Annotated in this window: 22 protein-coding genes; 10 read left to right on the forward strand and 12 right to left on the reverse strand. The window is 72.4% G+C overall.

Features of this window, described 5'->3' with window-relative positions:
- Positions 1–30: 30 nt before the first annotated feature.
- On the reverse strand, positions 31–1347 hold the full coding sequence (locus ACFVSL_RS13535; RefSeq protein ID WP_386941487.1) for an FAD-binding oxidoreductase: 1317 nt from the start codon (positions 1345–1347) through the stop codon (positions 31–33).
- Positions 1348–1484: 137 nt separating this feature from the next.
- Here ACFVSL_RS13535 and ACFVSL_RS13540 point away from each other — a divergent pair, with 137 nt between their 5' ends.
- Positions 1485–2093, forward strand: coding sequence for a dihydrofolate reductase family protein (locus tag ACFVSL_RS13540; protein WP_386941488.1), 609 nt, complete (start codon positions 1485–1487; stop codon positions 2091–2093).
- Between the two features lie 64 nt (positions 2094–2157).
- Here the strand turns inward: ACFVSL_RS13540 and ACFVSL_RS13545 are convergent, their stop codons facing one another.
- Positions 2158–4308 carry a S9 family peptidase gene (locus ACFVSL_RS13545; RefSeq protein ID WP_386941489.1) on the reverse strand — a complete coding sequence of 717 codons (2151 nt, stop codon included), beginning with the start codon at positions 4306–4308 and terminating at the stop codon, positions 2158–2160.
- 52 nt (positions 4309–4360) lie between these two features.
- Positions 4361–4747 (reverse strand): hypothetical protein, encoded by a 387-nt coding sequence (locus ACFVSL_RS13550; protein ID WP_386941490.1) that lies wholly within the window; start codon positions 4745–4747, stop codon positions 4361–4363.
- Between the two features lie 196 nt (positions 4748–4943).
- Here ACFVSL_RS13550 and ACFVSL_RS13555 point away from each other — a divergent pair, with 196 nt between their 5' ends.
- A complete protein-coding gene (locus ACFVSL_RS13555; protein WP_157423389.1) occupies positions 4944–5231 on the forward strand; it encodes a WXG100 family type VII secretion target in 288 nt (95 codons plus the stop codon).
- A gap of 61 nt (positions 5232–5292) precedes the next feature.
- Positions 5293–6189: a hypothetical protein gene (locus ACFVSL_RS13560; protein ID WP_386941491.1), complete on the forward strand. Its 897-nt coding sequence runs from the start codon at positions 5293–5295 to the stop codon at positions 6187–6189.
- Between the two features lie 55 nt (positions 6190–6244).
- On the opposite strand, the gene ACFVSL_RS13565 is transcribed toward ACFVSL_RS13560, so the two are convergent.
- From ACFVSL_RS13565 to ACFVSL_RS13575, 3 genes are read right to left on the reverse strand one after another with little or no spacing between them, the layout of a single operon-like run.
- Positions 6245–6640: a hypothetical protein gene (locus tag ACFVSL_RS13565; RefSeq protein ID WP_386941492.1), complete on the reverse strand. Its 396-nt coding sequence runs from the start codon at positions 6638–6640 to the stop codon at positions 6245–6247.
- A gap of 17 nt (positions 6641–6657) precedes the next feature.
- The gene (locus ACFVSL_RS13570) at positions 6658–7119 is read right to left on the reverse strand and encodes a LysM peptidoglycan-binding domain-containing protein (protein WP_386941493.1); all 462 of its coding nucleotides are present in this window, start codon (positions 7117–7119) and stop codon (positions 6658–6660) included.
- 49 nt (positions 7120–7168) lie between these two features.
- The gene (locus ACFVSL_RS13575; protein WP_386941494.1) at positions 7169–8692 is read right to left on the reverse strand and encodes a PLP-dependent aminotransferase family protein; all 1524 of its coding nucleotides are present in this window, start codon (positions 8690–8692) and stop codon (positions 7169–7171) included.
- 78 nt (positions 8693–8770) lie between these two features.
- On the opposite strand from ACFVSL_RS13575, the gene ACFVSL_RS13580 reads away from it, so the two are divergent.
- The 5 genes from ACFVSL_RS13580 (at position 8771) to ACFVSL_RS13600 (ending at position 14267) form a co-directional block, all read left to right on the forward strand.
- Complete coding sequence (locus tag ACFVSL_RS13580) at positions 8771–9460, forward strand: pyridoxamine 5'-phosphate oxidase family protein (RefSeq protein WP_386941495.1); 690 nt, start codon at positions 8771–8773, stop codon at positions 9458–9460.
- A 257-nt stretch (positions 9461–9717) separates the two neighbouring features.
- Positions 9718–9900 (forward strand): hypothetical protein, encoded by a 183-nt coding sequence (locus tag ACFVSL_RS13585; RefSeq protein WP_386941496.1) that lies wholly within the window; start codon positions 9718–9720, stop codon positions 9898–9900.
- Positions 9901–9998: 98 nt separating this feature from the next.
- Positions 9999–12974, forward strand: a complete 2976-nt coding sequence (locus ACFVSL_RS13590) for an AAA family ATPase (protein ID WP_386941546.1) — start codon at positions 9999–10001, stop codon at positions 12972–12974.
- A 49-nt stretch (positions 12975–13023) separates the two neighbouring features.
- Positions 13024–13722, forward strand: coding sequence for a tyrosine-protein phosphatase (locus tag ACFVSL_RS13595; RefSeq protein WP_386941497.1), 699 nt, complete (start codon positions 13024–13026; stop codon positions 13720–13722).
- 11 nt (positions 13723–13733) lie between these two features.
- The gene (locus ACFVSL_RS13600) at positions 13734–14267 is read left to right on the forward strand and encodes a GNAT family N-acetyltransferase (RefSeq protein ID WP_386941498.1); all 534 of its coding nucleotides are present in this window, start codon (positions 13734–13736) and stop codon (positions 14265–14267) included.
- Between the two features lie 42 nt (positions 14268–14309).
- Here the strand turns inward: ACFVSL_RS13600 and ACFVSL_RS13605 are convergent, their stop codons facing one another.
- From ACFVSL_RS13605 to ACFVSL_RS13615, 3 genes are read right to left on the reverse strand one after another with little or no spacing between them, the layout of a single operon-like run.
- Positions 14310–15083: a hypothetical protein gene (locus tag ACFVSL_RS13605; RefSeq protein WP_386941499.1), complete on the reverse strand. Its 774-nt coding sequence runs from the start codon at positions 15081–15083 to the stop codon at positions 14310–14312.
- Positions 15080–16603 carry a leucyl aminopeptidase gene (locus tag ACFVSL_RS13610; protein WP_386941500.1) on the reverse strand — a complete coding sequence of 508 codons (1524 nt, stop codon included), beginning with the start codon at positions 16601–16603 and terminating at the stop codon, positions 15080–15082. The genes ACFVSL_RS13605 and ACFVSL_RS13610 overlap by 4 nt, the downstream gene beginning before the upstream one ends.
- A complete protein-coding gene (locus ACFVSL_RS13615) occupies positions 16600–18333 on the reverse strand; it encodes an MFS transporter (RefSeq protein WP_386941501.1) in 1734 nt (577 codons plus the stop codon). Before ACFVSL_RS13615 ends, ACFVSL_RS13610 begins: the two co-directional genes overlap by 4 nt.
- 90 nt (positions 18334–18423) lie before the next feature.
- On the opposite strand from ACFVSL_RS13615, the gene ACFVSL_RS13620 reads away from it, so the two are divergent.
- Positions 18424–20004 carry an SLC13 family permease gene (locus tag ACFVSL_RS13620; RefSeq protein ID WP_386941502.1) on the forward strand — a complete coding sequence of 527 codons (1581 nt, stop codon included), beginning with the start codon at positions 18424–18426 and terminating at the stop codon, positions 20002–20004.
- A gap of 108 nt (positions 20005–20112) precedes the next feature.
- A complete protein-coding gene (locus ACFVSL_RS13625; protein ID WP_386941503.1) occupies positions 20113–20730 on the forward strand; it encodes a TetR/AcrR family transcriptional regulator in 618 nt (205 codons plus the stop codon).
- A gap of 124 nt (positions 20731–20854) precedes the next feature.
- Here ACFVSL_RS13625 and ACFVSL_RS13630 read toward each other — a convergent pair whose 3' ends face one another.
- The 3 genes from ACFVSL_RS13630 to nucS all read right to left on the reverse strand — a co-directional run bounded on the left by ACFVSL_RS13630 (position 20855) and on the right by nucS (position 25506).
- Positions 20855–23722, reverse strand: a complete 2868-nt coding sequence (locus ACFVSL_RS13630; RefSeq protein WP_386941504.1) for an immune inhibitor A domain-containing protein — start codon at positions 23720–23722, stop codon at positions 20855–20857.
- Positions 23723–24008: 286 nt separating this feature from the next.
- On the reverse strand, positions 24009–24683 hold the full coding sequence (locus ACFVSL_RS13635; protein WP_386941505.1) for an HAD hydrolase-like protein: 675 nt from the start codon (positions 24681–24683) through the stop codon (positions 24009–24011).
- A gap of 127 nt (positions 24684–24810) precedes the next feature.
- Complete coding sequence (gene nucS, locus ACFVSL_RS13640) at positions 24811–25506, reverse strand: endonuclease NucS (RefSeq protein ID WP_386941506.1); 696 nt, start codon at positions 25504–25506, stop codon at positions 24811–24813.
- Positions 25507–25510: the final 4 nt, after the last annotated feature.

A 25510-nucleotide genomic window follows, 5' to 3' on the forward strand; every position in this document is an offset into this window, starting at 1 on the left:
GACCGGCGTGGCCGGCCGAGCCCCGACGTCTCACGCCGGCGTGATGTTGTGGTTGCGCCGGAACGAGTTGCCCGGGTCGACGTCGGCCTTCACGCGCCGCAGCCGCTCGAGGGTCGCCGGCGGGTACATCGACGCCGTGATCGCGTCGCTGCGGTTCGCCTCGAATCCGCCGTACGGCCCCGTCGTGAACGCGATCACCGCGTCGCTGCCGGCCTTGACCGCCGCGACGAGCTCGGGCTCGGCGTCGGTCGGCAGCACGCCGTTGACGACGACGAGCGCCTCGGCTTCGCGATGGGCGATCGCCGTCGCATCGGCGTCGACGCGCGAGAACGCCCCGCCGAGCCACCGCAGCAGGGCCATCGTCGGCACGTCTCGGGCGTAGGCGGCCGCGACCGCGTCGAGCAGCTCGTCGGAGACCTCGGGGGCGAAGCCGTTGCCGCCGACGAACTGGAACGGCGGGCGGCCGGGCGGGGCGTCCTCGAGGAGATCGCCGTACGCGATCGGCGCGAGGTCGACCGTCGTGACGGACGGCAGGGCGAGCAGCGGGGCGAGCAGCTCGCGCAGCTCGCCCTCGGTGCCGCGGAGGGCGATGCCGACCTGCGGCCCGCCGGGCATCTCGGGCCCCATCGGGGGCATGAGCATGATCGACGAGTTGAGGTCGTCGCCACCCGCCCGCATGACCTCGCGCCAGGCGCGCAGCACGGTCGGCACGTCGGAGCGGTCGAAGTGGATCGACCCGCCGACGAGCCCGTCGACGGGGCTCGCCTGCACGGTGAAGCGCGTGACCACGCCGAAGTTGCCGCCGCCGCCCCTCAGCGCCCAGAAGAGCTCGGGGTTCGATTCGGCGTTCACGGTGAGCACCTCGCCCGCCGCGGTGACCAGCTCGACCTCGCGCAGCGCGTCGATCGTGAGGCCGTGGGTGCGCACGAGCCAGCCGATGCCGCCGCCGAGCAGCAGCCCGCCGACGCCCACCTGACGGGTGTCGCCGGAGCTGATGCCGAGGCCGTGCGGCGCGAGCGCCGCCGCGACGTCGCCCCAGTGCGCGGCGGGGCCGAGGGTGACGAGCCCGTCGTCGTCGACCTCGATCGTGTCGAACTCCGCCAGGTCGATGACGAGGCCGTCGTCGACGGGGAGCAGGCCGTGGCCGCCGCTCCGGACGGCGATGGATCGGCCGTCGGCGGCGGCCCGCGCCACTGCGGCGGCGACCTCCTCGACGGTGCGGGGCCGTACGACGACCTCGGGGTCGCCGGCCCCCGCGAAGACGGTGCGGCCGGAGTCGAATTCGGATGCGCCGGGACCGAAGGCCCGGCCTGGGAGTTGCTCGCTCAGTTCGGTGAGAAGAGACATTTCGTCAGTCTCGCAGCGGCCCGCGACATCCGGAACAGTGCTCGCTCAGCGCGGAATCGATGCGCTCGCATGGGGAGCCCGTGGCGCTGGGAGCGCCGTCGCTGCGGCCGTCGGCGGTGCGGCGTAGGGTGCACGGCATGAGCTTCGACGACGGCCTCGTGACGGCCAACATCACGGTCTCCCTCGACGGCTTCGTCGCGGGCCCGAACCAGTCGCTCGAGAACCCGCTCGGCGAGGGCGGCGAGCCGCTCCACCGGTGGATGTTCGAGCAGCCCGACGAGGCGCAGCCCATCGTCGACCAGATCCTCGCGCCGCGTGCGTACATCATGGGGCGCAACATGTTCGGTCCCATCCGCGGCGAGTGGCCCGACGACGAGTGGAAGGGCTGGTGGGGCTCCGAACCGCCGTACCACGGCCCCGTCTTCGTGCTCACCCACCACCCGCGCGAACCCGTCGAGATGGAGGGCGGCACGACCTTCCACTTCGTGACGACCGGCATCCACGACGCGCTCGCGCAGGCGCGGGCCGCCGTCGGCGAGACGGGGCGCATCTCGGTCGCGGGCGGCGCGAGCACCGTGCGCCAGTTCCTCGCGGCCGGACTCATCGACCGCATCATCGTGAGCATCTCGCCGATCACCCTGGGCTCGGGCGAGCGGCTGTTCGAGGAGATCGACCTCGACCTCACGCCCGTCGACGTGCTGCAGACCGACCTCGTGACGCACATCACCTACGACGTGCCGCGCTGAGCGGCGGCATCCCGGCCGGGTTCCGAGACGCTCGCTGCGCTCGCGCCTCGACCCGCCGGGCGCCTCACTCCCCGCTCGGGTGCGCCTTCGCCGCGTCGATGAGCCACGCGTACGCGAACGCCCGCTCGCGCCAGGCCGCGTACCGACCCGAGACGCCGCCGTGCCCGGCCGCCATCTCGATCTTCAGCAGCGCGTCGGCACCGACCTCGCGCAGCTTCGCCACCCACTTCGCGGGTTCGACGTACAGCACCCGGGTGTCGTTGAGCGAGGTGACGGCGAGGATCGGCGGGTAGTGCCGGCCGCCGTGAGCGCCGTCGTGCACGTTCTCGAGGGGCGAGTACGACTTCATGTACGCGTACACCTCCTCGTCGTCGAGCGGGTTGCCCCACTCGTCCCACTCGATGACCGTGAGCGGCAGCGAGGGGTCGAGGATCGAGGTGAGCGGGTCGACGAACGGCACCTCGGCGAGGAACCCCGAGAAGTACTTCGGGGCGAGGTTCGCCACGGCGCCGATGAGCAGTCCGCCCGCGCTGCCGCCCTGCGCCACGAGCCGGTCGGGCGCCGTGATGTCCTCGTCGATCAGGTGGCGCGCCGCGGCCGCGAAGTCGGTGAAGGTGTTGCGCTTCTCGAGCTTCTTGCCGTGCTCGTACCAGAGCCGGCCCATCTCGCCGCCGCCGCGCACGTGGGCGACGGCGAAGACCATGCCGCGGTCGAGCAGCGACAGCCGGGGGATGCCGAAGCCGGGGTCGATCGAGTGCTCGTAGGCGCCGTACCCGTACAGCAGGGTGGGCGCGGGAACGCCGAGGTCGACGAGGTCGTGCCGGTAGACGAGCGAGATCGGGATGCGCGTGCCGTCGTCGGCCGTCGCCCACTCGCGGCGCTGCGCGTACCGGGTGGAGTCGTAGTCGCCGAGCACGGCCTGGCGCTTGCGCAGCTTGCGTTCCCCCGTGGCGACGACCAGGTCGAGCACGGTCGAGGGGGTGACGAAGCTCGTGTAGCCGAGGCGCAGTGTGGGCTGGGCCCAGTCGGGGTTGCCCGCGAGGCCGACCGAGAAGAGCTCCTCGTCGAAGGCGAGCTCGTGCAGGGTGTCGTCGACGGTCGCACCGGCCGGCAGCCCGTTCGCCGGCACCTTCGCGACCGCGACCCGGGGCAGCCCGTCGCGCCGGTACTCGAGCGCGACGAAGTCGCGGAAGCCGTCGACGCCTTCGATGCGCACCTCGGGGTTGTGCGGCAGCAGCATGCGCCGCGGCCCCTGCGGGTCGTCGGCCGAGACCGAGACGAGCTCGAAGTTCACCGCCCCGTCGTTGTGCGTGATGAGCAGCCGGTCCCTGCCGCCGGCGACGACGTGCTCGACGTCGTACTCGACGCCGTCCTTGCGCGGCCAGACGACGGCGAACGAGCCGGTCGGGTCCGAGGCATCCAGCAGCCAGGTCTCGCTCGTGATGTTCGAACCGGCCTCGATCACGAGGTACTTGCGGCTGCGGGTGAGCCCCACGCCGAGCCAGAAGCGCTCATCGGGCTCGCTGAAGATCACGACGTCGGCGGATGCCTCGGTGCCGACCTCGTGCCGCCAGATGGTGTCGGGGCGCCAGGCCTCGTCGACCGTCGCGTAGTAGAGGTAGCGGCCGCTCGGGTCGAAGACGGCGCCGGCCGCGGTGCCCTCGATGACGTCGGCGTACTCGCGCCCCGAGCCATCCACCGCGCGGAGCCTGATCGTGTAGCGCTCGTCGCCCTCGACGTCGGTCGCGTAGAGCAGCGTCGCGCCGTCGGCGGTGAGATCGAAGCTGCCGAGTGCGTAGAACTCGTGGCCCTCGGCCTCGACGTTGTCGTCGAGCAGGATCTGCTCGCCGGGAAGCGGCGCACCCGAGTCGTCGGTGACCGGCGGCTCCCAGTCGTCGGGGCCCGCCGCGGGCACCCGGCAGTGGATGCCGTACTGCTGCCCCTCGACCGTGCGGCTGTAGTACCACCAGTCGCCCTCGCGGGCGGGCACCGAGAGGTCGGTCTCCTTCGTGCGGTGCTTGATCTCCTCGAAGATCTGCTCCTGCAGGACGGCGAGGTGCTCGGTGCGCGCCTTGGTGAACGCGTTCTCCTCGTGGAGGTGGGCGAGCACCTCGGGGTCGTCCTTGTCGCGCAGCCACTCGTAGTCGTCGACCACGACGTCGCCGTGGTGCTCGCGTTCGGTCGGTCGCTTCTTCGGCACGGGAGGAGTCAGCACCCTCCCAACGCTACGTCGTCGCACTCGTTTCGGGAACGGGCGAGCGTGGCCGTCAGAATTCGACGACCTCCCACTGCTCGCCGGAGAGATGCCGGAGTCGGCCGCGCTCGCCGTGCTGGCCGTCGAGCACGCCCGTGAACTCGAGCACGGGCCGATCGCCCGAACGCTCGTCGTGCATCGTCGTGATGTCGGTCTCGGTGTAGCCCAGCTCGGCGAGAGCGCGCTGCTGCTCGTCGGAGTCCCAGACGCCGGACAGTCCCCACGTCATGAGGGCGCCGGCGACCATCGCCGCGACGCCGACGAAGACGCCGAGCTCGATCACGCGCGGCCGCTTGCGCCGCACCCCCATGACGATCACGGCGGCTCCGCCTGCGAGCATGAGCAACGGGAGCACGAGCGGCCAGGGATTCCACCCCGCGATGGTGACGACCTCGGTCATCCGGCCTCCTCGCCTCGACGCGTGCTCCGACGAGAGCGGGCGCGGGGCCCGGGCGGGGGTCGGCGGGCGCGTGGGCCGGCCGGGTGGGCTGCTGCGGATGGGGAGTGCTGCCCATTCTCGTGGTTCGCGGGGTGCGGTTAGTCTCATGGAGGTCGCCCGTCCGGGTGGCGGAGAATTCTGATGGATGGGGTTGATGATGGCTGATTTCAAGGCGTCGTACGGTGAGATGGAGTCGATGGCCGGTCGTCTCGACTCGGGCCGTGAGGAGATCGGCGACGTGCTGCGTCGTCTGAAGGACGATGTCGACCGTCTCCTGGGTGACGACTTCAAGACGCAGCACGCGTCGGGCAAGTTCGGCGAGGGCTACACCGAGCTGACGACCGGTCTGGAGAAGGCGATCGAGGGCATCTCCGACATGGGCGAGTCGCTGCGCAAGATGATGCAGGCGATCAAGGACACCGACCAGGCGCTCGCCGGCAACTAGTCCTCGGCATCTCGGCGGGCGCGGCCACGACCGCGCCCGCCGCCCCACGGCGGGACGCAGGGTGAACACGACGGAGACGGCGATCGCGCACGCGCGGTCCGTCGAGCTGGGGCCGGCATCGGCCCGTTCGGTCGCGCGCGCCCTGCAGTGCCCGCTGCTCGAGGCGATCGAGGCCGCCGATCCGTCGGTGCGCGAACGCCTCGAGCTGGTCGATCGCTCGTTCGAGGTCTGGGTCGCCGGCTGGGAGACCGGCTCGCGCACGGCGCCGTGGCGGCCCCGGTCGGTCACGCCCTGGCCCGACCTGGTCGGCATGTTCGCGGTCGGCGGCGCGATGGGCATGGCTGCCGCGGCGGGCGCGCGCAGCACGCCGGTGCTCGACAGCCTCGAGGTCACGGCGCCGATGATGGTCGCCTTCTTGGCGGTCGCCTTCGCCGCGATCGCGATCGGTGCGGTCTACGCCCGGCGCGAGCGGGAGGTGCTGCTCATGCAGCGCGACGACTCGGCGGCCACGACCCGTTCGGCGCTCCTCTGGGTGGGCGCCGTCTTCGCGGCGATCGCCGTCATCGCGATGGCCGTGCGATTCGCGATCGACGAGTTCTTCCCCGTCGCCTCCCTGGCTTGGGCGATGTCGGTCGCCGCGCTCATCGCCTGCACGGTGCTCGCGCTCGGCGCGCATCGCGTCGCGCGGGCGAGCGCGGCCGGCGGGAAGCTGCGGCATCGCGCCCGCGGCGGGGGCACCGCGGCCCTGCGCGACGAGGCGATCGACGCCTCCGGCGATGCGCGCGAGTGGGCCGAGTCGGTGCTGTCGACGCTGTCGCCCGAGCTGCGGGCGGAGCTCGCCGAGGCGTACGCGGCCGCCGTCCGCGAGGCGATCGCGCGGCACGTGCTGCCGCGCGACACCGAGAAGCGGCTCCATCCCCGCGGCTGGCTCGCCGCCCGCTACGACGTCGTGCGCTGAGCTGCGGGGTCGCGCGCGCCTCGCCGCCGCACGGTGTCCCGGGCGCCCCATCCGTTCAGTCGTCGGCCTCGATCTCGGCGATCTGCCACTCCGAGCCGCCCTGGTGCCTGAGCACGCCGCGCACGCGTTCGCCGTCGCGCTCGGCCTGGAACGCGACGGCCGCGGGCTCGCCCGGCCCGACGACCTGCTCGGCCGAGAAGGTCGTCGTGACGTAGCCGACCGCGACGAGCGCCTTCGCGCGCTCGCCCTGGTCCCACGAGCCCGGCATGACGCCGAACATCGCCGCGAAGGCGACGACGGCGATCAGGAACACGCCGGAGCCGAGTTCGCGGATCGGCTTCGATCGGCGCCGGGTGCCGAGACTCGACACGACGATGCCGGCCACGGCGATCACGATGGGGATCGCGAGCGGCCAGGGGTTCCACGGTGCGATGGTGACGATCTCGTTCACAGGAGGAAGCCTCGCCCTCAGCCCGTCTTCGTCCAATCCAGGTTGATGACGTTGCCGATGTAGACGGTCTCACCGAAATCATGCACCTGCGGGTTCATCCGCAGCAACTGCTGCTGGGGCAGGTCGAAGCGCTGGGCGATGTCGAAGAAGCTGTCGCCGGCGACGACGGTGTAGCTCACGGGCATGCCGCTGTCGTCGAGCACCGGGGTGCCGTTCGCGCCGTCGCGGGCGCCGAGGTCGTTCGCGGGCCCCGGCTCGACGACCGGTGCCGCGGCGTTCGGCACGGGTGCGGGTGCGGGTGCCGCTGCGGGCGGCGGGGGCGTCGTGGGCGTCGGCTCGGGCGCGGGCGTCGGCGTGACCGTGACGGTCGCCGTCACCGTGACGGTCGGCGCGGCCGCCGTCTCGGAGGGTGCGCACCCGCCGAGGAGCACGGCGAGGGCAGCGGCCGTGCACACGGCGGTCACCGGGGATCGACGCATCGGCGCCTCCGATCGTAGGGTGGCGCGCACGGCGCCGATCGGCCCTACCCTAGCCCTCGAGGCGCGCGGGGTCGAGGGTGTCGAGGAGGGCGGCGCGGATGCGCTCGAGCCCCTCGCCGAGCTGTGCGTCGCCGACGCCGGCGTAGCCGAAGACGATCCCTCCGGGCAGTTCTCCGGGCACCGCCGAGTAGTCGGCGAGCGGCGCCACGCCCACCCCCTCGTCGGCGAGACGGGCGACGATCGCGGCGGAGGTCTCGGCGTCGTCGAGTCGGATGACCCCGTGCAGTCCGCCGTCGAGCCCGCTGAGCGGAGCGCCCGGCAGGTCGCCGAGCACGGCCTGCACCATGCGGCGCCGGTGCGCGTAGTCGCGCCGGGTGGCGGCGATGTGCCGGCGCAGGGCGCCGGAGGCGAGGAAGGCGCGCATCGCCTCCTGCGCGGGGCCCGGGACGGGGCACGGCTCGTCGGCGCGGATGCGGAGGACGGCGGCCCGCAGCGCCTGGTCGCCCGGCAGCACGAGGTAGCCGAGTCGCAGCCAGGGGGTGAGCACCTTCGAGAAGCTGCCGACGAGCACGGTGCGTTCGGCGCTGCGTTCGTCGCCGGTGCGGCCGCTCGCCGCCCCGAGCCGGTCGAGCGAGGCGAGCGCGGGCAGCGGCGCCCCGAGATGACGGAACTCGCTGTCGTAGTCGTCCTCGATGATGAGCGTTCCGTGCGCGCGCGCCCAGTCGATGAGCTCCAGGCGGGATGCCACGGGCAGCCGCCCGCCCAGCGGGTACTGGTGGCTCGGGGTCACCATGACGGCCTCCGGCGGGCGGGGCATCCGTCGCAGCGCGTCGAGGTCGAGCCCGTCGGCGTCGACGGGCAGCGGCGCGATCGCGAGCCCGCGTCGCTCGAGCAGTCGGCGGGCCGAGGGGTAGCCGGGGTGCTCGACGGCGACCGTCGGCGCGCTGCGCCGTCGGTCGTGCTCGCGTCGTTCGCGCGCGAGCTCGAGCAGGGCCCCGCCGAGCAGCGCCAGGGCCTCGCTCGTGCCGGCGGTGACGACGACGTCGTCGCTCGAGCAGCTCACTCCGCGGGCCTGCCTGAGGTGGTCGGCGATCTCCTCGCGCAGCCCGGCGAGGCCAGTGCGCGGCGGCGACTGCCGGGGGATCGGCGCGGCGGCGGCCTGCCGCCAGGCCGAGCGCCAGGCGCGCTCGTCGATGCGCGAGGTCGACGGGCTGCCGGGCAGCAGGTCGATGCGGTGCTCGGCGCGCTCGGTGCTCGCCGGTGCGACCGCCGCCGGCCGGCTCGTCGAGGTGCGCGGCGCGGGGGCGGATGCCTCGGGCTCGACGACGAGCCGGGCGACGCGCGTCGGCGCACCCTGGCGCAGCTCGAGGTAACCCTCGCCGGCGAGCTGCTCGTACGCCGCGACCACCGAGCTGCGCGAGACCCCGAGCTCGGCCGCGAGCGCCCGCGTGGAGGGGACGGGGTCGCCGGGCGCGAGGAGCCCGCCGAGGATGCCCCGGCGCACCCCGTCGACGAGCCGGGCGCCGAGCGGCGCGTCGTCGCGGGGGTCGAGCACGAGCAGGGGGCCGTCCACGGAGGCTCCTCACTGGACTGGTCGGAATCGCAGCAACTGGACTGCTGGTGAGGCCAGTGTACGTCCGAGACTCGAGCCATGACCACGATCGACGCCCCCGCCGAACTCCCCGCCCGCCGCATCCGCCGCCTCGCCGAACGCCAGACCACCGACCGCGAGGCGCTCGTCGAACTGCTCGACGGCGAACTCGTCGGCCACCTCGCCGCCGTCGCCGACGGCGTGCCGGTCGTCGTGCCGATGGGCTACGCGCGCATCGGCGAGGCCGTCTACGTGCACGGCTCGACCGGCGGGGGATTCGCCCTCCGCGCGGCCGCCGAGCGCGCCACGGTCGCCTTCTCGGTCACCGCGCTCGACGGCCTCGTGTACGCGCGCTCGCTCTTCGACAGCTCCATGAACTACCGCAGCGCGGTCGCCTACGGCGTGCTCGAGGAGGTCGGTCGAGACGAGGCGGATGCCGCGCTGCTGGCCCTCTCCGAACGGCTCATGCCGGGGCGCTCCGCCGAAGTGCGCGCGATGCGGCGCAAGGAGGTCGCGGCGACCCGCGTGCTCCGGCTCGCCCTGGACGACGTCGTCATGAAGACGCGTGCGCACGGGGCATCCGAGGCGCTCGACGACGGTGAGGACCACTCGCAGTGGGCGGGCGTCGTGCCGCTCGAACGCGTGTGGGGCGAGCCGCAGCCCTCCGGGCTGACCCCGGCGGGTACGCCCCTCCCCGAATCGGTGCGTGCGCTGACGACGCGCGCACGCGGCTCCCGCAGTATTTCGTGACGGAAAGGGGGTTCACCATGCTCGCAACCATGCTCATGCTGGGGCTGATCGGCGCATCGGCGCTCGTCGCCGCGCTCGTGCAGTTCCGCCGCGACGGTCTGCACCGTCTGCCGACGATGCCCCGCTGAGGGCGGCCCGGGCGCACCGTCTGAGGTGCCCCGACAGGAAATAGGGCGATCGTCCGATGGGACCGGGGTGCCTTAGCGAGCACCATCGAAGCATCAGATCGCACGATCGACCGAGACGAAGGAATGACCATGCAGTACTCAGCAGAACTGCTCGCCGTGCACACCCACGAGGCGAACCTGCTGCAGGCCGAGCGACGCATCGCCCACCGCCTCGCAGCGGAGGAGCGCGCGAGCGAGCGGGCCGACCAGGCCGAGCCGGTCGCCCGCCAGCGCGCGTTCGGTCGCCGCGGCCTGCGCCTCGCCCTGCGGTGAGCGCGCCGGCGGCGGCGCCCGCCGCGGTACCGCCCGCCACGAGCGCCTCACCTCGCACCGCGCATGTCGGCGGCCCGTGGCACGATGAGATCGTGACCATGTCTGCAGCGGCCATGATCGGCCGCGGCGCCGACCTCTCGCGGCTCGACGAGCGCCTCGACGAGGTGCGCGCGGGCGCGCCGTTCACCGTGATCGTGGGCGGCGAGGCCGGCATCGGCAAGACCCGGCTCATCCGCGAGTTCCAGCGGCGCCTGCCGAGCGACGTTCGGCTGCTCGCCGGCCAGTGCGTCGACCTGGGCAGCGTGGCCGCCCCGTACGCGCCGGTCAAGACGGCCCTGCGGGCCCTCGTCGCCGATGTCGGCGCGGCGCCCGTGCTCGAGGCGGTCGGCCCGGGCCGGGCGGCCCTCGTCGCCCTGCTGCCCGAGCTCGCCGCCGAGTCGGGCGAGGTGGGCGCGCCGGGTGCCGGCATCGCCGCGGGGCAGCTGCACGAGGGCATCGCCGTGCTCCTCGAGACCTTCTCGCGCGAGCGCCCGATCGTGTTCGTGATCGAAGACCTCCACTGGATCGACGCGGCGAGCCTCGCCCTGCTGCGCTTCCTCCTGCGGGCGCTCGGCTCGAGCCGGGTGCTCACCGTGCTCAGCTACCGCACCGAAGACGTGACCCGGGGCCACCCGGTCCGCGCCTTCCTGTCCGAGGCCGAACGCGACCGCTGGGTCGAGCGCCTCGAGCTCGGGCGGCTGTCGAAGGCGCAGGTGAAGCGGCTCGTCAAGTCGCTCATCGTCGACGAGGCGCCGAACGACCACGTGCTCGAGACCGTCTTCCGTCGCAGCGACGGCATCCCCTTCTTCGTCGAGGAGCTCGTCGGCATCGACGGGTGCCGTGACGAGGGCTTCGTGCCCGACACCCTCCGCGAGCTGCTGCTCGCCCGCTACGAGCGGCTGCCCGAGTCGGCGCAGGAGCTGCTCCGCCTCATCTCGACCGGCGGGGTGCGGGTGTCGCACGCGCTGCTGGCGCAGGTCTTCCACGGTGACGACGCCGAGCTCGACGCGGCCGCTCGCCAGTGCGTGCTCTACGGCGTCATCACGATCGACGGCGACGACTACTCGTTCCGGCACGCACTCGTGCGCGAGGCGATCCTCGACGACCTGCTGCCGGGCGAGCGGGCACGGTTCCACGCCCGCTACGCCGAGGCGTACGAGGCCGCGGCCGCCGCCGGCTCGCGCCGGCTCGCCGCCGAGATCTCGTACCACTGGCTCGGCGCGCACGACGCGGTCCGCGCCTTTCCCGCGACCCTCCAGGCCATGCGCGAGGCCCGCGCCGCCGCGGCCTACGCGACCGCTGCGCAGCTCGGCGAGCGTGCCCTCGAACTGTGGGACGTCGTGCCCGACCCCGAGACCGCGGCCGGCATGGGCAAGCTCGAGCTCATGGGCCGCACGGCCTCGCACCTGCGCAACGCGGGCGAGGTCGAGCGCGGGCTCGCGCTGGTCAAGGCCGCGCTCGCCGAGTGCCCGCGCGACGAACCGCAGTATCCGCGGTTCCTGCGCGACAAGGCGCTCTACCTCGCGGCCATCGGCAAGCCCGGCTCCATCGCGCTCCTCGAGGAGGCGCTCGAGGTGCTCGGCGACGACGGCGACCCCGAGATCAAGGCGGGCTGTCTCGCGACGCTCGCCGGGCGGCTCATGATCGAGGGCCGCACGGGCGAGGCGATCGAGACGGCCGAGCGCGGCCTCGCCGTCGCGCTCGAGTACGACCTGCCGCGCTCCGCATCCATCTCGATGAATGTCGCGGCCGTGAGCCGCGCGGTCGGCGGCGAGGTCGAGCGGGGCATCGAGATGCTCGCCGAGGCACGCGAGCTGGCCGAGGGCGACGGCGCCGCGCTGCTGCGCTACTGGGTGAACTCCTCCGACATCGCCTATCTCGTCGGCGACTACGCCGAGGCCGTTCGCCTCGCCGAAGACGGGCTGGGGCGCGCCCGCGCGCAGGGCGTCGAGCGCAGCAGCGGCGTGCTGCTCGCCTCGAACGCGGTCGACCCGCTCTTCGCCCTCGGCGAGTGGGAGCGGGGCGGCGAGATCATCGATCGTGCGCTGTCGCTCGACCCGCCGGTGCCGTTCACCGTCTACCTCCAGCGCGCCCGCATCTGGTCGATGCTCTGGCGCGGCGACCCCGCCGGCGCGGCCGAGGCGCTGCGCCGCGTCCGCACGATGATGGCCGGGGTGCAGGCGGTCGAGATGCAGACCCGGCTCGCGGTCGGCCAGATGGCCGCGGAGGTCGCGCTCGCGAACGACGACCTCGCGGGCGCCTGGGCCGAGATCCGCGGCATCTTCCACGAGGAGCACGCCCTGCACCCCGGCTACGCGCATCCCGGGTTCTGGGTCGCCGCCCGGGTCGCGGCGGCGATCACCGCCCGGCCGCACGCCGTGCCCGACGGCGTCGCGGACGAGGTCCGTGCGTCGGTCGCCGAACTCGACGGACTGCTCGACGCGGGGTCGTTCTGGCCTCACCACGAGGTCTGGGTCGCGATGGTCGAGGCCGAACTCGCCGAGGCGTCCGAGGGGGCCGGAGCCCAGGTGCCGGGCACGCATGCCGGAGCCTGGCGACACGCCGTCGACGCCACCGAACACGGCGGAGTGCCCGGCTACCTCCACCCGTACGCCCTGCTGCGGCTCGGCGAGGCCGAACTGGCCGCCGCCGATCGAACCGCCGCCCGCTCCACGCTGCAGCTCGCGCTCGACCGCGCCGAGGCCGGCGGGGTCACGGCCGTCCGCGAGCGGGTCGAACGCGTCGCGGCGACCGCCGCGATCGTGCTCGACGGCGCGCAGCGCCCGGCCGGGGGCGAGGTCGCGGGTATCGCCGGCGCCGCGGCATCCGACGCCGACGCCGCCGCGACTGCCGAGCTCACCGCCCGCGAACGCCAGGTGCTCGAACTCATCGCCGAGGGCCTCAGCAACCGCCAGATCGGCGAGCGACTGTTCATCAGCGGCAAGACCGCCTCGGTCCACGTCTCGGCCATCCTGCGCAAGCTCGGCGCGGCGACCCGCACCGAGGCCGCCTATCGCGCGGGTGCGCTGCGCTGACCTCGCCCCGACGCCGTCGCGACCCGCGGCCTCCGGTAGCGTCGAGCTCATGACGCGTCGCATGACCTGGGCCGGGCTCCCCAACACGTGGGACCTTGGCGGGCTCGACGGTGCCCGCGGCACGACCCGGTACGGCCGGGTCTACCGATCGGCGATGCTCGACGGCCTCGATGTCGCGGGGCGTGCCGAGCTCTACGACGACGGCGTGCGCACGGTCATCGACCTGCGCAACCTCGACGAGATCGGCGCGGCGATCGACTCGCCGTTCACCCGGCACCATCTCCCCGTCGAAGACCAGTCGGACCCCGAGTTCATGGCCAGATGGCCGCGTCTCGACACCCCCGGGTACTACCCCGAGGTGCTCGAGCGGTGGCCGGCCCTCGTCGCCGCCGTGTTCGGCAGCCTCGCCGAAGCGGGCGCCGAGACCGGCACGGCTCACGGCGCCGTCCTCCTCCATTGCGCCCATGGCCGTGATCGCACCGGCATGATCACCGCGATGCTGCTGCAGCTGTGCGAGGTCGACCGCGGCGCGATCGTCGCCGACTACCTCGGCGCGGTCCACGCGATCGCCGAGCACACCGCGAGCACCGGCGGAGTCGAGGCCGCCGACGAGCCGGCGGAGCTCGACGCCCGCCGTACGCGCGAACTCGAGGAGTTCCTCGACGGCCTCGACGTCGCCGGGTACCTCCGCGGCAACGGGCTCACCGCATCCGACCTCGAGCGCGTCCGCGCTCGCCTGCTCGACTGAGGACGCAGAACGTGACCGACTCCGCCCACCCCGACGCTCCCGCCGCCGCACCGACCATCCGCGCGGCGCGAGCCGAGGACGCGCCCGGCATCGCCCGCATGCACTGGGAGAGCCACCAGACCACGTACGTCGACTCGGGTGCGGTCGCGCGCGAGCGCATCGAGGCGTGGACGCTCGAGCAGCGCATCGACGGATGGCGCCAGGTGCTCGCCGAGCTCGACGGTCCCGACCGGATCGTCGTGGTCGCCGTCGACGGCGACCGGATCGTCGGCTTCGCCGATGCCAAGGCGGTCGATCCCGCGGCCGATCCCGATGCCCCGCGCGCCCTCGAGCTCAAGGGGCTCTACCTGCTCGACGCGCATCAGGGCACGGGCCTCGGCCAGGCGCTGCTCGACGCCGCGATCGGCACCCGGCCGGCCTTCCTGTGGGCGATGGCCGGCGAGACGCGGGCCAGGGCGTTCTACCGCCGCAACGGCTTCGAGCCCGACGGCACCGAAGCGCCGTTCGAGTCGTGGAGCATCATGACCGTGCGCCTCGTCCGCTGAGACCGGCGACGCCGTCGAGGCGCCGGGCTGCGAGCGCTCGGCTCAGCTGCCCTGATCGGTGGGCGCCGGCCGCGGTCGCGGTGCGGTCCGCCCCGGGAGGGCCGTCGCGGCGAGGGTCGCCGACGCCGCATCGAGCGCGGCGTCCCATGCCGCGGGGGAGTCGTGGGCGACGCCGCGAGCGAGCAGATGCGCCACCGCCGCGACGGGTGCATCGTCGTCGGCCGGCACCGTGAACAGTGCGCTCGTCGCGAGCCGGTCGAGACGCGCCGGCAGGTCGGCGTCGGCGCGAGGCATCCCGGCCGGGGCCGCAGCGTCGACGACCAGGCGCAGCCCGGGGCGCTCGAGCGCCGCGATGAGCTCGTCGACCAGGGGGTCGGTGAGGGTGAGGCCGGTCACCACGACGAGGTCGGCGCCGGTGATCGTCGTGCGCGCCGCTTCGTCGAGTCCGAGGGCTCCCGCCCCGAGGCCCTCCTCGCGCTCGGGCAGGTCGCGGCCGATGCCCATGCCGATGCGGTCGCCGGTCGTGCGCTCGACGACGACGCGCCGGGTGCCGGACGCCGACGCGACGGCGACGAGCCGCACGCCGTAGTCGCCCAGCACCGAGCGGACGCGATCGCCGTCCTCGTCGCCGCCGACGGCTGCGACGAGGGTCGCCTCGTCGCCGAGGACCGAGAGCCCGATCGCCGCGTCGACGCCGCGACCGCCCACGAATTCGCGCGAGCCGCGTTCGTCGCGGTGCACCTCGACGAGGGCGTCGCCGATGACCGTCACCCGCGCCGGGCGCTGCGAGAGGTGGGCCTGCGACGACGTGTTCACCCGGCCGCCCGGAACCCCCGTGCCACGTCGATGAGGATGCGCGTGCCGAAGCCCGTCGCGCCCTTCGAGCGCCACGAGTCATCCGAGTCGGACTGCATCGTGCCGGCGATGTCGAGGTGGGCCCACGGGGTCTCGCCGACGAAGTGGTCGAGGAACAGCGCCGCCGTCGTCGCGCCCGCGTACGGCCCGCCGAGGTTCGAGAGGTCGGCGACGTCGGAGTCGAGCTGCTTGCGGTACCGGCGTTCGAGGGGGAGTCGCCAGACCTGTTCATCCGTCGCGGCCGAGGCGCGTTCGACCTCGGAGAGCATCGTCTCGTCGTTGCCGAGGAGCGCCGCCGTGATCTGCCCGAGCGACATGAGCGCCGAGCCCGTGAGCGTCGCGATGTCGATGATCGCATCGACGCCGTCCTCGTTCGCGAGCACGAGGCCGTCCATCATCGCGAGCCGGCCCTCGGCGTCGGTGTTCTTCACCTCGACGGTCGTGCCGCCGCGCGCCGTCAGCACGTCGCCGAGCTTGTACGCCGAGCCCGACGGCATGTTGTCGGTGCACATGAGCCACCCGCTGACGGTCGCGGTCGCGCCGAGGGCGCGGAGTGCGGTGAAGGTCGCGAGTACCGAGGCCGCTCCGCCCATGTCCATCTTCATGAGCAGGTGCATCGGGTCGGACGGCTTCAGGCTGATGCCGCCCGAGTCGTACATGATGCCCTTGCCGACGAGGCCGAGATGGCCGGTCGACTCGCCGTCGGGGGCGTACCGCAGCTTGACCATGCGCGGCTCCTCGGCCGACCCACGGTTCACGCCGAGCAGGCCGCCGCAGCCGAGCTCGATCAGCTGCTGCCGGTCGAAGACCTCGACCTCGAAGCCGAAGCGCTCGCCGAGGAGGACGGCCGCCTCGGCCATTCCCGTGGCGGTCAGGTGCCCGGGCGGGGAGTTCGCGAGATCGCGGGCGAGGTTCGCGGCGCGGGCGGTGACGAGGCCGATCTCGACGCCGGCGGCCGCGTGCGAGGCATCCGCACCGTCGATGCGCAGTTCGAGGCGTTCGAGCGCGACGTCCTTCGGCTCGCGCTTCAGCGTGTCGAAGCGGTACCGGGCGAGCAGCGCGCCCTCGGTCAGCGCCTGTGCCGCGGCGGCGATGTCGGTGCCGCCCGTCGACGGCACGCGCAGCCCGATGCGTGCGAACCTGGCACCGGCGCGGGCGAATGCCGCGGCGGCGTCGCGCAGCGCGTTCGCACCGAGCTCACCGGCGGGTCCGGTGCCGACGAGCACGAGCAGCGGGCCCGAGCCGTACGGCAGCGCGAGGGTGCTGCCGGGCTTCGACTCGAAGCCCGAGCGCGCGAGCGCGTCGCGGTCGAGGTCGATGCCCGCCGGAAGCTCGCCGTCGCTCGAGACGAGCACGCCGATCATGTCGAGCGACGACTCGTCGAGCTCGTCGACGACCGCCACGGTCACCGCGTCGGCCCGCCCGAGCGAGGGGATCGGCGAGAAGTCGTCGGGGACGAGTGAACTCGGGTCGTGGGTCATGCGCGCGTCTCCTTCTGGGTCTGGTCGATGCGCGGGCGCTCGTCGGCTCGCGGACGCCCGAGGGCCGGCTCGGCCGCCTCCTCGTCGACGACGGGATCGATGACGTCGTCATCGTCGGGCTCGAGCTTCTCGGGCAGGTCGCCCTCGCGGCGCCCCGGCATGCGGGTCGCCGGCACGATCGCGAGCAGCGAGAACGCGGCGAGCCCGAGCAGCGAGATCTGCAGGGCCTGCAGCCGCGCCTCCGCGTTCACCAGGATGGCCGCCTCCAGCTCGGGACCGCTCGCCCGCGACTCCAGCACGGCGGCGAGCTGCTCGTTCGTCAGGAAGTTCGCCTCGTTGAAGTTGACCTGCCCGATGAGCTCGTCGCTGATCTCGGGGTGCTCCTGCGCGCCGGCGAGCAGCAGCGTCGAGAGCATGCCCACCGCGAAGGCGCTCGCGACGGCGATGCCGACGGAGCCCGAGAGGTTGTGCACGAGGCCGCGCCAGGCGCCGACATCGCCGGCGAGCTGCTTCGGGGCGGCCGACAGCAGGGTGTTGAAGACCAGGGCGACGATCGCGCCCTGGCCGAGACCGAGCAGGATGAGGCCGGCCACCACGAACCCCTGGCTCCACTCGCCGCGCACCGTGAACGCGAGCAGGGTCAGTGCGGATGCCACGACGATGAAGCCGGCCGTCGCGAGCACCCGCGGCGTGAACCGCCCGTACAGGTACGCGACGAAGGTCGACGCGAGGAAGATCGACAGCGTGTACGGGATGATCGAGAACGAGGTCTCGATGCTCGAGCGGCCCTGCACGACCTGGATGTAGAGCGGGATGAGGAAGTTCGCCGCGGTGCCGACGAAGAGCATCGTCGCCATGCACGCGGTGACCGCGCGCTCCGACCCGGTCGCGAGGACGCGCAGGTCGAAGATGCGCGGCTTGTCCTCGCGTGCGCGCCGTCGCAGCCAGGAGAAGAACACCTGGCCGACCACGAGACCGGCGATCACGAGCAGGGGTGCGGGCGAGATGCCGAGCACCTCGAACGGCGCCTGCGGCGTCGCGAGCCAGACGCCCCAGGTCGCGAGTCCGCTGAAGCCGAAGCTCAGCAGGATCACCGCGACGGCGGCGATGATCGCGCCCGTCCAGTCGATCGAGAGGCCCGGCTGGGCCGGCACCTTCTTGACGAGGAAGCTGAGCCCCAGGTTGACGACCGCGAGCGCGACCATGAGGAGGAACGACCAGCGCCATCCGATCGTCGTCGCGAACGACCCCGCGATGAGCAGCGCGAGCACGCCCGCCGCGGGGATGGCTGCGGCGAGCAGGCCGATCGCCTTGCCCTGCTGCTCGCCGTGGTAGTTCGTCGCGATGAAGACGGTGAGCGCCGGGGCGATGAGCGCGATCACGGCGCCTGACGACGCCTGCGCGATGAACAGCATCGCCGGGCTCGCGCTGAGCGCGACCCCGAGCATCGCGAGACCGTGCACGGCGACGGCGATCTGGAACACCCCTCGCGTGCCGAAGCGCGAACCCACCTTCGCGCCGAGCAGGATGAACGCCGCCATCGCGAAGGTGCCGGCGGTGATCGCCGTGCCGACCGACGTGGCGGGGGTGTCGAGGTCGCTCGTGATGCCCGCCATCGACACGGTGAGCGCATTCACCGCGAACGAGGCCTGGATCTGGGTGAGCACCACCACGATCAGCGGCAGCCACGACGTCTTCGATGTCGCCTCGATCTGCGGCGCAGCGGTCATGCGTCCCCCTCGCATCGGCACAGCCCCGGGGATGCGCCTCGTCGCGGCATCCGCTCGCCTTCACTGTATTGCGCCGCTAGCCTGAGCGCCATGGACCCCGTCGTGGTGACGTTCTTGATCCTCGCCGTCGCGGTGGCGGCGTTCATGACGAGCCGGATCCCCGTCGCCGTGACCGCGATCGGGGTCGCGCTCGCGCTGTGGGCCACCGGCATCCTCACGCTCCAGCAGTCGCTCGCCGGCTTCGCGGACCCGACCGTCATCTTCATCGCCGCGTTGTTCGTCGTGAGCGAGGGGCTCGACGCGACCGGTGTGACCGCCCGGCTCGGCCGCATCGTGGCCGCCCGGGGCGGTTCGAACCGGCGGCGGGTGCTCGTGCTCGTGATGGTGCTCGTGGCGCTGCTCACCGCGCTCATCAGCGTCAACGGCGCGGTCGCGGCACTTCTGCCGATGACGGTCGTCGTCGCCGTCCGCATCGGCCTGCCGCCGTCGCAGCTGCTGCTGCCGCTCGCCTTCGCGGCGCACGCGGGTTCGATGCTCGCGCTCACGGGCACGCCGGTCAACGTCATCGTCTCGGAGTTCGCGGCGGAGTCGGCGGGCGGGCCGTTCGGGTTCTTCGAGTTCGCGATCGTCGGCGTCCCGCTCGTGATCGGCACGGTGCTCATCGCGATGCTCGTGGGCGACCGGATGCTCCCGGCGCGCAGCGCCGCCACCGTTCCCCGCGACCTCAGCGACCACGCATGCACGCTGCTCGGCGACTACTCGGTGCTCGCGGCCGCCGACGGCGGGGGGCGTGCGGTGACGATCGACGCCGAGAACGGGGTCGCCGAGGTGCTCGTGCCGCCTCGATCGGAGCTCCTCGGCATGCGGGTGTTCCCCGGCATGACGACGCCGAGCGGCAAGCTCGTCATCCTCGCCGTCTCGCGGAACGGACGCGAGCTCACCGCACCCGAGGTCGACGTCGAGGTGGGCGACGTCCTGCTCCTCCAGGGCACCTGGGACGACCTCGAGGAGAACACGGCCGGCGACGACGTCCGGGTCGTCGACGCCCCTGCCGCGGTGCGCGGGCAGGCGGCCCCCATCGGTCGACGCGGCATCGTCGCGATCATCGTGCTCGCTGCGATGGTCGTGCTGCTCGCGACCGGACTGGTGCCGCCCGTCGTCGCCGGACTCGTGGCGGCCGGCGCGATGATCCTCACCGGCGTGGTGCCTCTCGGCCGGGCCTATCGGGCGATCTCATGGACGACCGTCATCCTCGTCGCTGGCATGATCCCCATGTCGACGGCCTTCACGACGACGGGTGCGGCGGAGCTCGTGGGCTCTGCGCTCGTCGATGCGGCCGGCCCGGGAGGCCCGCTCGTCGTGCTGCTCGTGGTGTGCCTGCTCGTCGTCGTGCTCGGCCAGCTCATCAGCAACATGGCGACCGCGCTCATCGTCGCCCCGATCGCCATCTCGGCGGCCGTCGAGCTCGGCGTCTCGGCCCGCCCGTTCCTCATGGCGCTCACCGTGGTGGCGGCGGCCGCGTTCCTGACGCCGATCGCGACGCCGGTGAATCTCATGGTCATGGGCCCGGGCGGTTACCGCTTCGGCGACTACGCCCGCTTCGGCTGGCCGTTCACCCTGCTGTTCCTCGCGGCCGGCGTGCTGCTGGTGCCGCTCGTCTGGCCGTTCTGAGCGCGTGCGTCGGCTTCGCTGCGCTCGCCGCGTGCTGCGGAGGGCCGCCGTCGTCGTCGCACGCGGTCGAGTACCGTTGAACGTCGACCACGAGGAGCAGCACCGCACATGAAGCCCGGCCCCAGGCGCAGCGTCAGCCAGTCCGACATCGTCGACGCCGCGTTCGAGATCCTCGAGGAGAAGGGCGTCGCGGCGGTCTCGGTGCGCGGCGTCGCCGGTGCGCTCGGCCTCACGCCGACGGCCATGTACACGTACTTCGCGTCGAAGAACGCCCTGCTCCAGGCGATGGTCGAGCAGTTGCTCACCGGCGTCGCGGATGCCTCGGCGCCCGACTGGCGCGCACGGGTCGTCGCGGTCGCGCTCGCGCTGCGAGCGAAGCTCGCCGAGCACTCGGGCTCGATCGTGCTCGTCACGAGCGGGCCGCTCGACGGCCCGAACGCGCTCTCGCTCGCCGAACGCCTCATCGAGAGCTTCGTCGAGGCGGGGCTGTCGGTCGACGATGCGGCTCGAGCCGGTCACGCCGTGCGCGCGGTCGTCGTCGGCCAGTCGGCGCTCGAGGCGGCCCGCCGCACGGCGCCCGTCGCGGTGTCGGAGGCGCAGCCGCTCTGGTCCGACTCGCGGCACCCGCTCGTCGAGGAGACCGCCGGTCTCGGGTTCGACGACGGCGGCGACGCCGAGTTCGCGACGATGCTGGGTCGTGTGATCGACGGGTTCGTCGAGCGCTAGACCCGCGCGCGCCCGGGCACGCGCGCCGGGCGTCATCGCTCACAATTTCGACCCTCGAACGCGGCGAGGCGCCGACCCCCGGAGGGGCCGACGCCTCGTCGGTGTTGCGTCAGTGCGTCGCCGCTCAGCCCGCCGCAGGGGGCGTGATGCTGATGAGCGCTGCGGTGTTGCCCTTGAAGGCCTTCTTCACCGAGATGACGGTGCCGTAGCCCACGCCCGCATCGGCCGGGTTGCCCGAGCCGAAGGGACCGGCGCCGATGTCGAGGCCGTCGTAATCGGGCAGGCGGTTGCCGGCGAGGTCGTACAGCGGGGTGCTGTACTGGCCGTTGCCGACCGAGGGAACCACGGTCGACGCGTCACGGTCGCGGTAGAAGAGCTGTCCGGTCGCCTCGTTCAGGGCGAAGCCGGGCACCCAGCCGCGGTCGTCGGTGAAGGTGCTCACCGCGTCCTGCGCCGCGACGTCGGTGCAGTACTCGTCGCCGGTCGTGCCGATGAAGCACTCGGTGAACGGGTACGTCTTCGTGAGACCGAACGCCACGTTCGACGACTGGGCACGCGACGGCATGACGTTCAGCGTCGACGGGTCGGCGTCGGCCGCGGCACCGGTGCGCTGCAGCGGGTTGAAGTGGCTGTCGACGAGCAGGAGCCCGCCCTTCGCACCGTAGCTCGGCAGCGCCGCCTCGTTGGTGAGGATCTGGTTCGAGTTGCCGTACGTGGTGTCGCGGTACCAGATCAGGGCGCCCGGCGCGTTGTACGCGAGCTTCTCGACCTTCCAGGCGCCGTCGCTGTAGACGGAGTTGTAGCCGTACTTCAGGCCCTCGTCGAAGCCGTCGAAGTTGCGCCACTCGACCAGGTAGTACTGCGCCTTGACCGAGGTGCCGGTGTCGATGCGCCAGCCGGGGCCGGTGGTGTCGGCGAAGGTGCCGACCTTCGGGGTCCAGCCGTTCTCGCCCGACTCGACGTCGTCGCTCCACGTGGTGGTGTCACCGCTCGTGAGCGAGAAGTCGTCGGCGAACCAGCCGCGCTCCTGGAAGGCGGCGTCGGTCGCCATGCGGAGGCGGAGGTCGATCGACTGCCCGGCGTAGGCCGAGAGGTCGACGTACTGGTGCTGCCAGCCGTGCGAGTCGCCCGTCAGACCGTACTTGCGGTCGCCGAAGCCGTGCAGGTTGCCGTTCGGGTCGGGGTAGCCGTCGGGCGTCGTGGCCTCGGTGCCGTCGGTGTTGTACACCTTCTGGTCGGTCCAGGTGGTGCCGCCGTCGGTCGAGATCTCGACGAAGCCGAAGTCCCAGTCGGACTCGATAACGAAGTTGTTCCACATCCAGAACTTGGCGTCGGCGGCCACGTCGAGCTTGCGCTCGATGCGGATGTCGCCCCAGTCCTGGTCGGCGCCCGTGTACCACATGTTCTCGCCGCTGTGCGGGTCGGCGAGGTTGATGGTCTTGTCGGGCAGGTTCACCTTCACGCCGTCTTCGCTGCCCTTGAGGGGACGCGAGTTCTGGCCGACCTTGACGGTGGTCTCGTCGTCACCGGGGTTCACGACGAGCGGCTCGGCCCAGCCCAGCACCCACTTGTCCCAGAGGCCCATGTGGGTCGGCATCGACTGGAAGATGGGGCCCGCGTGCGAGCCGGAGCTCATGAGGTCCCAGAAGTCGATGTCGCTGCTGCCGGCGTTCGAGGTGTCGTAGAGGTCGGGCAGACCGAGGTCGTGACCGTACTCGTGCGCGAACACGCCGACGCCCGAGTCCTCGGGCTGCACGATGTAGTTCGACAGCTTGAGGTCGGTGCCGGGGATCGTCGCGCCGCCGAGGACGGCGGAGGAGTGCGCCCACAGGGCGTACGTGCCCTGGGCGCCGCCGCCGCCGGACTTGTCTTCACCCGCGTGCACGAGCACGACGTGGTCGATCACGCCGTCGGGCTCGTTGACGTTGCCGTCGCCGTCGCGGTCGCCCTGGTCCTCGATGTCGTAGTCGGCCCAGGGGAAGTCGGGCTGCGCCTCGGCGAGTGCTGCGACCGCGTCGATCGGCAGCTGGCCGGGGCCCTTCGGGTTCGAGGGGTGGCCCTGCTGGTCCTGCATGGGACCGGCCACGTAGACGCCCTCGGAGTTCTGGTGGCACACGGTGGCGCCGTAGTACGCCTCGGAGTGGGGCACCGTGATCCACGGGGTCGCCTCACCGGTGACGGTGTAGGCGCCGCGCGACATCTCCTCGTACATCGACTTCATCGTGTAGCCCGAGATGTCGAAGCCGGGCTTGCCGTCGGGGCCGGTGAGGTCGGTGCGGACGCGCTCGGTGATGCCTTCGTCGGTGAAGAGCATCTTGTTGAAGTGCTCCGACGAGAAGTCGGGCACCCACATCGAGTTGTTGTCCTCGAGCTCGTAGTCGGCGGGGTTGGGGATGCCGTTGTGAAGGGGCCCGTTCTGGACGTTGCCGGGCTTGCACGTGGTCGCGCCGAACTCGGTCGGCACGTAGCTGTCGGTGAAGTCGTCGTTCGCCTGGTCGTTGAACTCGACGAGGATCGTGAGGAGCTTGGCCTCCTGGGTGACGTCGGCCTGCTTGTAGTTCGGGGACTTCTTCGGCTTCTTGGCGTCCTTGTTCGCCTTGAGCTGCTCCTGCTTGAGCTGCTTCGGGCTCTTGCCGGTCTCGTTCGACTTGTTCTCGAGCTTGGCCAGGCCGCCGGCGGCCTGCGGGTTGCCCGCGGCGAACTTCGCGTCGATCTCCATGGCCGTCGCGAGCGCGTCCTCGGCCTTGGGGCTGACGACCTTGTTGCCCTCGATGTCGAAGACGGCCTCGTCGTCGGCACCCACGACCGCCTCCGCACGGGGGGCGACGTAGTTCATGTAGTACTCCGAGTCGCTGATCACCGCTGGCGATACCGGTGATTCAGCCGCGGCTGCGGTGCTCACTCCGAACGACACCATTCCGGTGGCGGCGAGTGCGAGCACCGGAACGACCGCGACCGCGCGCTTGCGCGCGCGGCTGGTGAATCCAGACATGCTTCTCCCTTCGAGTGACTCGGCGGAGGTGACCGTCGAGACACGCACGGCGCCCGTCGGTGGACGGACGTAATCGGCATCCTGCCGTGCGCTGCCGCATCTATGGAAGGGCTGTGTCGAATCTGTGGAGAACTTCGCACGCTCGTTGCGCGGAACGGCGCGGATCGACGGCCACGGGCCCCTTCGGGGTGTCGTGATTCCGCCAGATGGCGGGATTACGCCACGCCCGGAGGGTGTAAGGAGCACCTGCTCCGACCCGCGTCGAGGTCGCTCGGCCGGGGAGCGATCAGCCGATCAGCAGCGACCGGAGCTGGTCGGCCGAGTGCACGACGGCCATCGCGTCGCCGGCCTCGGCCGGCGATCCGTAGCCCCATTCGACGAGGATCGTCGGCACGCCGTTGGCGAGGGCGCCGAGCGTGTCGTAGCCGCGGTCGCCGACCATGACGGAGTTCGCGGTGTCGATGCCCTGCGCCTGAAGGCGGCGGAGCGCCTCGGCGACGACGTCGGCCTTGGTGCTGCGCGACTCGTCGTCGCTCGCCCCGGTGATGACCGTGAAGTACTCGCTGAGGCCGGCGTGGTCGAGCACCTTGCGCGCCATGCGCTCGGGCTTCGAGGTCGCGAGCGCGATCGGGACGCCGGCGGCGTGCAGCCGCTCGAGCACCCCGGCGACGCCGGGGAAGACGGGCGAGCGCAGCACGTGCTCGCCGTAGTGGTCGCGGTAGACGTTGAGCGCCTCCCAGGCCTCGGCGTCGGAGAAGCCGGCCGTCATGCGGAGGCTGTCGAGCAGCGGTGGGCCGACGTAGGCGCGCAGCGTCTCGTCGGACGGCACGGGCAGGCCCATCTCGGTGAACATGTGCGCGAGCGAGCCCGTGATGTCTGTCGCGGAGTCGATGATGGTGCCGTCGAGGTCGAACAGCACGGCCGACCACGTACGCGTGGGGGAGAGCGTCGGGGAAGTCACCGTGACATCCTAGGGCCCGAGAACGCGAGCGATGCTCGAATTTCAGCGGGGCTCAGCGAACCCGCAGCGGGCGTTCAGGCGCCCGTCCCCGGTCGAGGTTCGCCGGTCGACCGCTGATCGCCGCGGCCTAGAACAGCCGCGAGTGGTCGTCGTCGACGCCGCGCATCGCGTCGTAGTCGAGCACGAGACAGCGGATTCCCCGGTCTTCGGCGAGCGTGCGCGCCTGCGGCTTGATCTCCTGCGCGGCGAAGACGCCCGTCACGGGCGCGAGCAGCGGGTCGCGGTTCATGAGCTCGAGGTACCGGGTCAGCTGCTCGACGCCGTCGATGTCGCCGCGCCGCTTGAGCTCGACGGCGACGCTCGCGCCCGAGGCATCCGTCGCGAGGATGTCGACCGGGCCGATCGCCGTCATGTACTCGCGACGCACCAGCCGGTGCCCGTCGCCGAGCAGCTCGATCTGCTCGGCGAGCAGCTTCTGGAGGTGCGCCTCGACGCCGTCCTTCTGGAGGCCCGGGTCGATGCCGAGCTCGTGCGCCGAGTCGTGCAGCACCTCGTGGATCGAGACGATGAGCCGGTCGGCGGTCTTCTTGTGCGTCACCGTCCAGAGCTCGACGACGCCGGCCTCGCGCTGCTCGTCGTCGGGCTCGGCCGTCGTGAGCGTGCAGGGCGGGCTCATCCAGTTGAGGGGCTTGTAGCTGCCGCCGTCGGAGTGCACCAGCAGGCTGCCGTCGCCCTTCACCATGAGCAGGCGGGTCGCGAGCGGGAGGTGGGCTTGGAGCCGCCCCGCGTAGTCGACGGAGCAGCGGGCGATGACGAGACGCACCCGT

This window comes from Agromyces sp. NPDC058064, from assembly GCF_042885275.1.
GTDB lineage: Bacteria > Actinomycetota > Actinomycetes > Actinomycetales > Microbacteriaceae > Agromyces.

Bases quoted from the DNA above. Each gene is read 5' to 3' on its own strand.
- ACFVSL_RS13580 (WP_386941495.1), top strand. From the start codon at position 8,771: ATGACCACGATCGACGCCCCCGCCGAACTCCCCGCCCGCCGCATCCGC.
- ACFVSL_RS13570 (WP_386941493.1), bottom strand. From the start codon at position 7,119: ATGCGTCGATCCCCGGTGACCGCCGTGTGCACGGCCGCTGCCCTCGCC.
- ACFVSL_RS13610 (WP_386941500.1), bottom strand. From the start codon at position 16,603: ATGACCCACGACCCGAGTTCACTCGTCCCCGACGACTTCTCGCCGATC.
- ACFVSL_RS13555 (WP_157423389.1), top strand. From the start codon at position 4,944: ATGGCTGATTTCAAGGCGTCGTACGGTGAGATGGAGTCGATGGCCGGT.
- ACFVSL_RS13615 (WP_386941501.1), bottom strand. From the start codon at position 18,333: ATGACCGCTGCGCCGCAGATCGAGGCGACATCGAAGACGTCGTGGCTG.
- ACFVSL_RS13620 (WP_386941502.1), top strand. From the start codon at position 18,424: ATGGACCCCGTCGTGGTGACGTTCTTGATCCTCGCCGTCGCGGTGGCG.
- ACFVSL_RS13550 (WP_386941490.1), bottom strand. From the start codon at position 4,747: ATGACCGAGGTCGTCACCATCGCGGGGTGGAATCCCTGGCCGCTCGTG.
- ACFVSL_RS13585 (WP_386941496.1), top strand. From the start codon at position 9,718: ATGCAGTACTCAGCAGAACTGCTCGCCGTGCACACCCACGAGGCGAAC.
- ACFVSL_RS13540 (WP_386941488.1), top strand. From the start codon at position 1,485: ATGAGCTTCGACGACGGCCTCGTGACGGCCAACATCACGGTCTCCCTC.
- ACFVSL_RS13590 (WP_386941546.1), top strand. From the start codon at position 9,999: ATGTCTGCAGCGGCCATGATCGGCCGCGGCGCCGACCTCTCGCGGCTC.
- ACFVSL_RS13535 (WP_386941487.1), bottom strand. From the start codon at position 1,347: ATGTCTCTTCTCACCGAACTGAGCGAGCAACTCCCAGGCCGGGCCTTC.
- ACFVSL_RS13595 (WP_386941497.1), top strand. From the start codon at position 13,024: ATGACGCGTCGCATGACCTGGGCCGGGCTCCCCAACACGTGGGACCTT.
- ACFVSL_RS13630 (WP_386941504.1), bottom strand. From the start codon at position 23,722: ATGTCTGGATTCACCAGCCGCGCGCGCAAGCGCGCGGTCGCGGTCGTT.
- ACFVSL_RS13625 (WP_386941503.1), top strand. From the start codon at position 20,113: ATGAAGCCCGGCCCCAGGCGCAGCGTCAGCCAGTCCGACATCGTCGAC.